General features: G+C 65.6%; 8 protein-coding genes. 5 read left to right on the top strand and 3 right to left on the bottom strand.

Translation table 11 applies throughout. The annotated features are described in order from the left end of the window. Positions 1-14: 14 nt before the first annotated feature. From AC50X5_RS10055 to AC50X5_RS10045, 3 genes are all read right to left on the bottom strand, one after another. Positions 15-923 (bottom strand): aldose-1-epimerase, encoded by a 909-nt coding sequence (locus AC50X5_RS10055; protein ID WP_494975926.1) that lies wholly within the window; start codon positions 921-923, stop codon positions 15-17. A 71-nt stretch (positions 924-994) separates the two neighbouring features. Then, complete coding sequence (locus tag AC50X5_RS10050) at positions 995-1,942, bottom strand: diacylglycerol/lipid kinase family protein (RefSeq protein ID WP_494975925.1); 948 nt, start codon at positions 1,940-1,942, stop codon at positions 995-997. 105 nt (positions 1,943-2,047) lie between these two features. Continuing rightward, entirely contained in the window at positions 2,048-2,731 is a 684-nt protein-coding gene (locus tag AC50X5_RS10045) for a TetR/AcrR family transcriptional regulator (RefSeq protein ID WP_494975924.1), read from the bottom strand. 218 nt (positions 2,732-2,949) lie between these two features. Here AC50X5_RS10045 and AC50X5_RS10040 point away from each other — a divergent pair, with 218 nt between their 5' ends. Genes AC50X5_RS10040 through atzF form a run of 5 tightly spaced genes read left to right on the top strand, consistent with a single transcriptional unit; the run spans position 2,950 to position 11,668 of the window. Continuing rightward, complete coding sequence (locus AC50X5_RS10040; RefSeq protein WP_494975923.1) at positions 2,950-4,461, top strand: amino acid permease; 1,512 nt, start codon at positions 2,950-2,952, stop codon at positions 4,459-4,461. A 58-nt stretch (positions 4,462-4,519) separates the two neighbouring features. Next, positions 4,520-5,398, top strand: a complete 879-nt coding sequence (locus tag AC50X5_RS10035) for an urea amidolyase associated protein UAAP1 (RefSeq protein WP_494975922.1) — start codon at positions 4,520-4,522, stop codon at positions 5,396-5,398. Continuing rightward, positions 5,395-6,072 (top strand): urea amidolyase associated protein UAAP2, encoded by a 678-nt coding sequence (locus AC50X5_RS10030; RefSeq protein WP_494975921.1) that lies wholly within the window; start codon positions 5,395-5,397, stop codon positions 6,070-6,072. The genes AC50X5_RS10035 and AC50X5_RS10030 overlap by 4 nt, the downstream gene beginning before the upstream one ends. After that, positions 6,069-9,800 (top strand): urea carboxylase, encoded by a 3,732-nt coding sequence (gene uca / locus AC50X5_RS10025; protein WP_494975920.1) that lies wholly within the window; start codon positions 6,069-6,071, stop codon positions 9,798-9,800. The genes AC50X5_RS10030 and uca overlap by 4 nt, the downstream gene beginning before the upstream one ends. Then, a complete protein-coding gene (atzF, locus tag AC50X5_RS10020) occupies positions 9,797-11,668 on the top strand; it encodes an allophanate hydrolase (protein WP_494975919.1) in 1,872 nt (623 codons plus the stop codon). Before uca ends, atzF begins: the two co-directional genes overlap by 4 nt. Positions 11,669-11,706: the final 38 nt, after the last annotated feature.

The raw sequence follows: 11,706 nt of genomic DNA, 5'->3' as shown, positions 1-11,706 counted from the left end.
CAGTTGCCCCGGCCCTAGCCCTCTACAGCGTGGATCCGGAACGTGAGGGAATGCGACTGGCCCGGTGCGAGGACGATCAGGTCCTGGCCGGAGTTGAAGGCGGCCGGCGGGCACGTCATCGGCTCAACAGCAAGCCCCTTCCGGCCCCGCAGCTCTCCTGAGTAAATCTGTACCCAGGGGGCGTCGGTTCCGCTGGCTTCCACCACAGCTGCGAGCTTCAGGGCTGGGTTACGGAGCGTGACGTCCCAGGTCCCCTCGGAAAGGGCAGTATAGGCGTGGTCGAGGGACTGGGAAGCCAGCAACCGGGGTCCGGAGAAGTCGAACTCCGTACCCCGGGTGTCGAGAAGTTCAGTCGGCTGCAGCGCCTCGTCCGTCAGGAGCACCTTGCCGGCCCGGAAGCTTAGCTCACAATTGGCCACGTCCTCCCCGCCTACGGTGATGTAAGGGTGGGAGCTGCAGCCATAAGGCGCCGGGGCAGCGCCGCTGTTGGCAGCACCCAGCTCTATGTGCAGTCCTGTGTCAGCGTCCAGGGAGTAGCGCGCCGAGAGCGCCAGCTGGAACGGGTAACCGGGTTCGCCGTGCAGCAGATGCGTGAACACCACTTCGGTGTCGGAGCGCTGCTCAACCTGCCAGTCGTTCCACAACGCAAGCCCATGCAGCGCGCTGCCGGTAGCAGCCTCATTCACCGGGAGTTCATAGCGTTGCCCGCCGAAGCTGTAGGCACCGCCGGTCACCCGGTTCGGCCACGGCATGAGCACCTTTCCGGCATAAGCAGGCGGCAGTTGGTCTGTAGGGAAGGGCAGAACGATGTCCTTGCCCTGGTACGACAAGCCAACCAGTCCCGCGCCGACGCTGGCGAGAGTTGCCTTGTAGCTCCCAGCCTCCAAAGTGATCAGCTCTCCATTGGGCGTGGCACTGGGCATGACTCTTCCTTTCAACGTGATGCTGCCCGGGATTCAGCCGGGGCAAATGGTGGGGTAGGGGTTACTGACGGTTAACTGACAGGGCCGGGGGAAACCATCCTGACCGACACTGCGGCCTGCTGCAGGGTCATGGTGACGTGCTTGCTGCTGCCTTCATAGTCACCGTCAAGCTGATAGTCCTCGCCGTGTTCCAGGCGCACCTCAACCTTTTTACCCTGGTAGTACTCCACCGACGTATCTTTGCTGCGGCCCTTGACGATCATTCCGGCGATGACGGAGAACCAGCCGAACCTGCCGCGCGGGGCCAGGATCACTACGTCCAGCAACCCGTCGTCCACCTTGGCGTCCGGGAAAATTTCGACGCCGCCCTGCACCTTCCCGCAGTTGCCCACCATGATGCTGCGGACGCGGCGGTGGGCAACGAGGCGCCCGTCAACGGAAATCGTGGCCCTCACAGGCTTTCCCGGCAGGTTCCGGATACCGGCGTCAACATAGGCCAGCCAGCCCACCTTGTCCTTCAACTCCTCGTCGGTGTCCGCCATGATGGTGGCGTCATACCCCAGCCCGGCCATCACCAGGAACACCTTGTCAGCTTCCTCGCCGCCCTTGCCGTTCTGAACCGCCCGGACGACGTCGATGCTTCGTTCCTCGCCCAGCAGCGCAGCTACAACGGCAGCCTCGAAATCCGTCACGTCCATACCGAGGTTCCGGGCCAAGAGGTTTCCGGTGCCCATCGGGACCAATCCCAGCGGGGTATCCGTTCCAGCTACTGCCTCAGCAACGGCACGGACGGTACCGTCCCCGCCTGCTGCGATAACGACGTCGGCTCCCTGCTCCATCGCCTTCCGCGCCTGACCCAGCCCCGGATCCTCGATAGTGGTTTCGAAGAACATGGGCTCGCCCCACCCGTTGTCCCGTGAATGGCGCTTGACCATCTCGTGAACGTCCACGTCGGTGGGCTTGGCGGGATTAATAATGACGGCTGCCCGCCTGGCTGCCATCGATCCTGAATTAGTCATGTCGTCCTTCGCTGCGGGGGCGCTGATGCGGCCTACCGTCATAGCGTAACGCGGCGGGACTGGTTCGGTACCGGGAGCTTTCCACAGGACCGCGGGTGGCACGCTTTACCCCAGGGCGGATATCAGTGCCGCGCTTTCGTCACGGATGGCAGGCAAGTGCTCCGCCAGGCTCACCAGGGCTATTCCTGCGTCTGCCACATGCAACGGAGAATCGGCCGTGGCCAGACCATCAGCGCGAAGGTTCACCAGCGACTCAACCAACCGGAAGGCGAGATCGCCGTTCTGGCTGCTGCCACCTCCCCAACCCACTTCGGGAAGTTCCTCGCCCAGCCTCCGGTAGAGGCTCCGTAGTTCAGCCCTGTTCTCCATGAAACTCCGGAACCGTTCACCGCGCGCTTCAGGAAGGTTGTACAAAATGCCGAGATTCCACCGTGCCGTGCACAGCTGGGTTCCGTCGTAGAGTGCCACAGCATGCAGCCGGGCAGCCCACCCGGTCATCCCTTCCCGAGAATCCCCCAAAGAACAAACAGTTCGGGCGAACTGCAATCCTCCTGCGACTGTGCCGGCAAGCAGCACCTCGAGGATGTCGTCCTTGGTGCCGAAGTGGTGGTAGAGGGAGGACTGCCGGATGCCCACGGCATCGGCTATGGAGCGGGTGGAGGTAGTGGCATAGCCCTGGGTGGTGAAAAGCTCTGCCGCAGCGTCGAGAATTTCTTCCCGGGCAGTAGCACCAGGCCTGGACTGTTGCTGCCTGCGGGGGCGTCCGGGTCCTGCGGAGATCGAGGTCACGGCATCATTCTTGCACCATGGCGTGGGCTTCACGCGACGGTGAGGTCCCCGAAATACGCCGGAAACCTACCCACAACGAACCTTTTACATCCGCGAAACGGTTCCGGGATAACCGGCTGGAAAACTATCAATTGACCGGTATTCCACAGCGACGGCGCCACCGCCTGCAATGCCGGAAGGCACCACCCCCCAACGCCGTCCCAGCCCCGGAGTATTCGATGACATCCACAGTTCTCCCTCCATCCGCCCCCACGGATGATGCAGACCTCACGTCGCTTGGCTATGAGCCTTCGTTGCACCGCAAGCTGGGCCGCTACGCCTCCTTTGCGGCAGGCTTTTCCTTCGTCTCGATCCTGACCACCATCTTCCAGCTCTTCGCCTTTGGCTATTCCTTTGCCGGTCCGGCCTTTTTCTGGACCTGGCCCGTGGTGCTGATCGGCCAGTTCTTGGTGGCGCTGAACTTTGCAGAACTCGCCGCCCGCTACCCGCTCTCCGGCGCCGTCTACCAGTGGTCCCGGCGAGTAGGCGGGGAAACCGTCGGCTGGTTCGCCGGCTGGTTCATGGCATTGGCCCAGGTGGTCACCGCGGCCGCTGCAGCAATCGCCCTGCAGGTAGTACTCCCCCAGTTGTGGGACGGATTCCAACTGGTGGGCGGCGACACCGCCCTCAACACGGTGACCGGTGCGGCCAACGCAGTAGTCCTGGGGGCCGTCCTCCTGGTGGTTACCACCGTCATCAACTCACTGGGTGTGAAGCTCATGTCACACGTGAATTCGATCGGTGTCACCTGTGAAATCGTCGGCGTCATCGCCGTCATCCTGGCACTGATCACCGCTGCCCAGCGTGGACCTGACGTGGTCATGGACACCACCGCCATGGAAGGTTCCGATCTGGGAGCCGTGGGTGCCTTCATGGTCTCCGGCCTCATGGCGGCCTATGTGATGGTGGGCTTCAACTCAGCAGGTGAGCTTTCTGAAGAAACCAAATCACCCCGCCGGACCGCACCGCGCACCATCCTGTCCGCGCTCATTATCTCCGGCATCGGCGGCGCTTTGATGATCATCACCGCCCTGATGGCGGCTCCCAGCCTCGACGACGGCCGCCTGGCCACCGAGGGCCTCCCCTACGTCCTGACAGCAGTTCTCGGCACTTTCTGGGGCAAAGTCCTGCTGGTTGACGTCGCCGTCGCCATCTTCGTTTGCACTTTGGCCATCCAGACGGCCGGTTCCCGTCTGGTGTTCTCCATGGCACGGGACGGCAAGCTCCCCGCTTCCGCACTGCTTTCCTCGGTCCACCCCAAGCGCGGCACCCCAATGTGGCCGTCCATCGCCATCGGCGCCCTGGCTGTAGGGGTACTCGCCATCAACGTGGGCAACGCGGCCCTCTTCACTACGCTGTGCAGCGTCTGCATCGTGATGGTGTACCTTGCCTACCTGCTGGTCACCGTGCCGCAGCTGATCAACCGGCTCAAAGGCGATTGGGACCGCGTTGGCCAAACCATGCCGCAAGGTTTGTTCTCCCTGGGCCGCTGGGGCCTGCCGGTCAACATCCTCGCTGTCCTTTACGGAGCCGTCATGGTGATCAACCTTTCCTGGCCCCGGGCTGAGGTCTATGACCCCTCCGGCGAGAACGGGTTGCTCCTCTACTCCGCCCCGCTGATGGTGGGCGCCGTCCTCCTCCTTGGCATCTGGGTCCGCCGGTCCATTGCCAGGACCAACGCCGCTGCCTGATCCCCGGCTTATTCCTTCCCGCCCGAACCCCCACGCAACGCTCTTCCCAAGGATTGACATGACAACCGCTACTGAAAATTCCACTGCAACGGCCACCACCGCCGGTGCCCGGGCCCACGCGCGGGAGCAGCACGGCCGCACCACGGAGACCATGCGGCATGTTCCCGCCGCTTCGGCACCGGAACGGCTCCGCGCCGGCCTGCCGGACGGGGCAGGAGAAGCCCTCACATGGGCCGAATCAGTAGCGTTCGGCCGCTACACCACCCTCCAACTGGCCCGCGGCACACGGCTCCGGCTCACTGACACCCACGGCGATGCCTGCGTCCATGCCCTGCTCTACCGCACCGGCGCCCTGCACGAACGGCTGAACACGGCAGACACCGTCAAGGTTCCGTGGCAGGCCTATCTGGGGACAGGACATCCGCTACTCACGGGCGCGGGGCGGCTGATGGCCACCATCGTCAGCGATACGTCCGCCACGCACGACTCCCTCACGGGTACCACCACCCTGGCAGGTAACGCAGCCCGCTATGGTGCCGGGACTGCACACAGCAGTTCACCCGCGGGGCGCGAACTGCTCACTCTTGGCGCACTCAAGCTCGGCATGGGCCCACGGGACGTTCCGCCGTCAATATCGCTGTTCAAGGGGACCAGGGTGGATCCGGACGGCAGCATCCGCTTCGCGGAGGGAGCCGGCCCTGGTGCCGTCCTCGAGCTGCTGCTCCAGATGGACACCACGCTGGTCCTGGCCAACACCGCCCATCCGCTTGACCCCAGGACGGAGTTCACGGGAACGGCGGTGGACATAGTTGCCTGGCACGCGCCGGAGGACCTGGAGCTGCTCGAGGCAGGGCTGCTGACCGGTTCGCTGCCACCCGAACACCGGCAGGCACTGAACAACACCAACCACGACCTCACCGCAAGGAACGCACGATGACCACCACCAGTTTCGTCTCGACCAAAGCCTCCGTAACCGATGCAGCGTTGGTTCCCGGCGCTGTCGTGCTGGACCAGTACGTGGAAGCCCGCGGGCCGTGGTCCGCCGTGGTGAAGGCCGGGGACGTGCTGACCATCGTGGATCTGGAAGGCAACCAGGCTGTGGATTGCCTGCTTTATGCCGCGTCGGACACCACGGTGCGTTATTCGGCCGCCGTAACCATCGCGGCCCAGCGCTCGATCGTGCTCACCACCGGTTCCGTCCTTCGGGCCGACACCGATGCCGAGCTGATGACCGTAGTGGCGGACGAGGTGGGCGTCCACGACACCATCGGCGGCGCCTGCTCCCAGGAGTCCAACACCCTGCGCTACGGCCAGCACACCCGGGAACAGCACGCCTGCGTGGAGAACTTCCTGATCGAAGGTTCCCGCTGGGGGCTGGACGCCCGGGACCTGGTCTCCAACATCAACTGGTTCATGAACGTGCCGGTTGATCCTGACGGTGCCCTGGGCATCGTGGACGGGTTGTCCGCCCCGGGCAAACGCGTGGCGCTCCGGGCCGAGGTGGACACGCTGGTGCTGGTTTCCAACTGCCCGCAGATCAACAATCCGTGCAACGGCTTCAACCCCACCCCTGTCCGCATGATCGTTACCCGTCCGGAGGCCGCACTGTGACCCGCTTCGACACCCTGCTGATCGCCAACCGCGGCGAAATCGCCTGCCGCATCATCGAAACAGCCCGCGAGCTGGGCCTGCGCACCATAGCCGTGTATTCCGAAGCGGACCGCGGTGCCCGCCACGTCCGGCTCGCCGATGGAGCTGTCCTCCTGGGGCCGGCGCCTGCGAAGGAGTCCTACCTTAGGGTGGAGGCCCTTCTGGCGGCTGCTGCCGCAACCGGCGCGGGCGCCATCCACCCGGGCTATGGCTTCCTTTCCGAGGATGCCGATTTTGCCGAGGCCGTGGAAGCCGCAGGCCTGGTGTTCGTAGGTCCGACCGCTGACCAGTTGCGGGTCTTTGGCACCAAGCACACCGCACGCGACGCCGCCCGCGACGCCGGCGTTCCCATGATTGCCGGGTCAGGGCTGCTGCCGGATACCGATGCCGCGGTGCTGGCCGCGCGCAGCATCGGTTACCCGCTCATGCTCAAGGCAACCGGCGGCGGAGGCGGAATCGGCATGACGGTCTGCCGCACCGAGAAGGAACTCACGGAAAGCTACCCCCGCGTGGCACGGTTGGCGAACGCGAGCTTCAGCACCGCCGGTGTCTTCGCCGAACGCTACGTGGAGCAGGCACGGCACGTGGAAGTCCAGGTTTTCGGCGACGGCGAAGGCCGGGTGGTGAGCCTGGGGGACCGCGACTGCTCCCTGCAGCGCCGCCACCAAAAGGTAGTCGAGGAAGCGCCTGCTCCGGACCTCCCGAACGAGCTCCGGGAGGAACTGCACCGCAGCTCACGTGCCCTCTGCGCCTCCCTGAACTACCGCTCTGCCGGCACGGTGGAATTCGTCTACGATCCCGTCCGCAAGGAGGCGTCCTTCCTGGAAGTGAACGCCCGGCTCCAGGTGGAGCATCCCGTCACCGAGGCCATCACCGGCGTCGATCTGGTGGAGTGGATGCTTCGCCTGGCCCAGGGTGGCACCGAGGCACAGTCCGTACTGGCCGGGCTGCCGGACAGCATTCCCCTATCCGGCCACGCCGTGGAAGCCCGTCTCTATGCGGAGGATCCGGCCCGGAACTTCCAGCCCAGCTCCGGCACCGTGACCAACGCCGCGTTCCCCGCCACGGCCGGGGTGCGGGTGGACGCCTGGGTGGAAACGGGCAGCGAAGTATCCACTAACTACGATCCCCTCCTGGCCAAGGTAATTACCACCGGCGAGACCAGGGACCAGGCCTTCAATAACCTTGGCGATGCCCTCAAATCCACGCGGATCGACGGCATCGAGACCAACCTCGGCATGCTCCGGGCGGTGGCTGCATTGGACGTCGTCCGCTCCGCCAGGCACTCCACCGGAACGCTCGATGACCTTGGTGATCCCGAGGCCCGTATCACCGTGGACCGCCCCGGGCTCCAGACCTCAGTCCAGGACTGGCCGGGCCGTACCGGGCTGTGGCAAGTCGGAGTTCCGCCCAGCGGCCCCATGGATGACCTGTCCTTCCGCCTCGGAAACCAGGCCCTGGGGAACCCGGAAGGGGCTCCCGGGCTCGAGTTCACCATGACCGGGCCCAGCCTCCACTTCACCCACAACACCACCGTCTGCGTCACCGGCGCCCAGGTCGCCCTGACTGTGGATGGGAAAGACGTTCCCGCCTGGGAACCGGTAACGGTACCCGCAGGAAGCACCCTGGACGTTGGCACGGCCACAGGCCACGGCCTGCGCGGATACATCCTGTTCAAGGGCGGACTCGATGTGCCCCAGTACCTGGGCAGCGCATCAACCTTCACCCTGGGCCAGTTTGGCGGCCACGGGGGTAGGGTGCTGCGCAGTGGCGACGTGCTGCGGGCAGTCCCCATGACGCCGGGACAGGACTCCGCAACAAATCCAACGGGTACCACTTCAGGTCCCACTGGCCGGGTCAATCCGGACAGCCGGCCCGCGCTCACCTCGGAGTGGGAGCTGACTGTGGTGGAAGGCCCGCACGGCGCTCCGGAATTCTTCCGCCGTGAAGACATTGAGGACCTCTACTCCGCCAGCTACGAGGTGCACTTCAACTCGGCGCGGACCGGTGTCCGCCTGATCGGCCCCAAGCCCCGCTGGGCCCGCCAGGACGGCGGCGAAGCAGGCCTGCACCCGTCAAATATCCACGACACTGCCTACTCCGTGGGTGCCCTCGACTTCACAGGCGACACCCCCATCCTTCTGGGTCCGGACGGTCCTAGCCTGGGCGGGTTTGTCTGCCCCGTAACGGTAGTGACGGCGGACCGCTGGAAGCTGGGGCAACTGCGCCCGGGAGACAAGGTCAGGTTCGTCCCTGTGCAGGCCCGCCAGGCGCCGTCGGCCAGGGACCTTGGTCCGGGCCGGCAGCTGCTGCTACCCGGCGATGCAGACTTCAGCCCGTCCACTTCCTCTTCCCGGCCCTCCCGGCCGGTCCGGCGTGGAGATGGCGACGACGGCGTCCTCGGCCGGGTGCCCGAGGGTCCCGGCCGGCCTGCTGTCACTTACCGGCGCTCCGGTGATGACAACCTGCTGGTGGAGTACGGTGACATGGTCCTGGACCTCGGCCTCAGAGCCCGGGTGCACGCTTTGCACCAGGTCCTTCAAGACCTCAGGTTGCCCGGAATCGTGGACCTCACGCCGGGGATCCGCTCCCTCCAGATCAAGGCTGACCCGTCGGTGTTGACCACCGCCCGGCTGCTGGGGCTTGTGCAGGACATCGAGGCCGCGCTGCCGGCAAGCTCGGAACTGGTGGTTCCCAGCCGAACGGTCCGGCTCCCCCTGTCCTGGGATGACCCTGCCACCCGCGAGGCCATCGAACGGTACATGACCGGTGTCCGTGACGATGCGCCCTGGTGCCCCTGGAACATCGAGTTCATCCGTCGGATCAACGGCCTGGACTCCGTCAATGACGTCTTCGACACCGTCTTCAACGCCGAGTACCTGGTTCTTGGACTCGGAGACGTCTATCTGGGCGCCCCCGTGGCCACACCCCTCGATCCACGCCACCGCCTGGTCACCACTAAGTACAACCCGGCCCGGACCTGGACCCCGGAGAACGCCGTTGGAATCGGCGGGGCCTACATGTGCATCTACGGCATGGAAGGACCCGGCGGCTACCAGTTTGTAGGCCGCACCACGCAGGTGTGGTCCCGCTACGCAGACTCCGCCCCGTTCGAGCCCGGCTCCCCCTGGTTGTTGCGCTTCTTTGACCGCATCTCCTGGTACCCGGTCAGCCCCGAAGAGCTCCTGGACCTCCGTGCGGACATGGCGGCAGGACGTGGGCGTGGCGTGGAGATCCAGGACGGCACGTTTTCCCTCGCCGAACATGAGGATTTTCTCGCCGCGAACAGCGTCTCCATCGCAGAATTCCGCGAAAAGCAGTCGGCGGCCTTCGCCGTCGAGCGCCAGGTCTGGGAAGACGCGGGAGAGTTTGACCGCGCGGACGCTGCCGCTGCCGTGGTTTCCGTCACCGAAGAGCTTGTAGTGCCCGACGGCGGAACGCTGGTTTCCGCGCCCTTCGCTGCAAGCGTGTGGAAGGTTGATGTGGCGCCCGGGGACGTCGTAGTACAAGGTCAGCCCCTGGTATCGCTGGAGGCCATGAAGATGGAAACGGTCCTCGTTGCCCCTTGTGACGGCGTGGTGCAGCAGGTACTGCCCGTGGCCGGCTCACAGGTGGTGGGTGGCGACGCCTTGGTGGTTTTGGCACTGGTTGCGGAGGACGCCGTCGAGCGCGTTGGAGTAACAGTATGACTGGCACCGAAGGGCGTACGGTCCAACGCGTACGCGCCGCACTGGCCGCTAACGAGGCAGTGGACCGCCCGGAAATCTGGATCACTCTCCGGGACGCTGACCAACTGCTTGCTGAAGCAGCCCGGGTGGATGCCGCGGTGGCTAGCGGTGAGGAACTGCCACTGGCCGGACTGCTGCTGGCGGTAAAAAACAACGTGGATGTTGCAGGCATCAGCACCACCGCTGCCTGCCCCGGTTTTGCCTATCTGCCCGAGCAGGACGCGGAAGCGGTGGCCCGGCTGCGCGCAGCGGGTGCCTTGGTTCTGGGAGCTACCAACCTGGACCAATTCGCTACGGGTCTGGTGGGCACCCGGAGTCCCCACGGCGCCGTCCGGGACTCGCGCCGGCCGGACCGCATCTCCGGAGGATCGAGTTCGGGTTCGGCAGTGGCAGTTGCGTTGGGCCTGGCGGACATCGCGATCGGGACGGACACTGCAGGTTCGGGCCGCGTTCCCGCCGGGCTGCAGGGACTCGTGGGCATCAAGCCCACCCTGAATGTGGTCTCCACGGCCGGCGTGGTTCCGGCCTGCCGCTCATGGGATGCCGTCACCATCTTTGCCCGGGACCTGCCGACCGCAGAACTGGCCATGGGAGTTATGGCCGGAAACGCGCGCCAGTGGCCGTCGGATGCACCCCTCGCCGCACCGCCCCGGCCGCGGGTGGCCTACCCGTCCAACCTGCCTGAATTGTCACCGGCCTGGGCGGATGAGTTTCATCGCCAGATCAGCCGGCTCGTGGCGTCAGGCGTAGAGCCAGTAGCAATTGAGTTCGACGTTTTCCTCGAGGCTGCGCGGCTGCTGTACAACGGCGGACTGGTAGCTGAGCGCTATGCCGCAGTGGGGGCGTTTATCGAATCCGCCCACGGTGCAACCGACCACTCAGCCGGCAACCCCGCAGGGCTTGATCCCACGGTGGCCGGAATTGTCAGCCGCGCCGGGGACATTCCGGCACATCGCTACGTTGCTGATACCGGCCGGTTGGAGGACCTGAAGCGGCAGGCGCTGGCACGCCTGGACGGTTGTGACGCCCTGGTGATCCCGACTGCTCCGCTGCATCCGACCCTGGCCGAGGTGGCAGCGGATCCGGTAGGCGTGAACTCCCGGATGGGAACCTACACCAACTTCTGCAACCTGTTCGATCTGTGCGCTGTTGCTGTCCCTGCCGGCGAAGTGGACGGAGCCCAGTTCGGCCTGACCGTAGTGGGGCGGACCTTCCACGATGCCGTGGCGGCGGACATTGCCCGGTTGATTGAAACGCCCCCCGTTCCGCCGTCGTTGTTCAGCACCGGTGCCGCAGGCGCTTCCGTTGTCGCCGGTGTACCGTGGCCGGTTCGTGCCGGCGCATCCGCCGTGCCCCTGGTTGTAGTTGGAGCACACCGGCGGGGTCAGCCGCTGGCCCGTGATCTCGAGAGGCTGGGAGCGGCCTGGGCCGGTCCTGTGCGCACGGCCGCGCGGTACCGGATGGTGCGGTTGGACAGCCAGCCACCCAAGCCGGGCCTGTTCCGCTCGAACGACGGTGCGGAGCTCGTGGCGGAGCGTTGGCTGCTGCCTCATGCAGCCCTGGGACAGTTCCTGGCAGCGCTTCCGGAGCCCATGCTCCTTGGTTCGATCCTGCTGGAGGATGGCACGACGGCGGTCGGTTTCGCCTGTGACGCGGTGGCAGCATCCCAGTGTGAGGACATCACACACTACGGGGACTGGCTGGCCGCTATTGCTGCAGCACCGGTATCCGGAGGTGCGCCAACAACGACAACACAAGGCGGGACGGAGCAGGGGGTTTCCTTCAAGGAGGCGCTGCTGGCGGGCTTCAGCCGGGGCCGCCGCTCCTGATGCCGAGAGCGAACGGCCTTGAGATCACTACGGGAGTC

The sequence above is a fragment of the Pseudarthrobacter sp. MDT1-40-2 genome (genome assembly GCF_059383595.1).
Note: the sequence above shows the minus strand (reverse complement) of the source record. Positions and strands in the feature narration are given on the sequence as shown.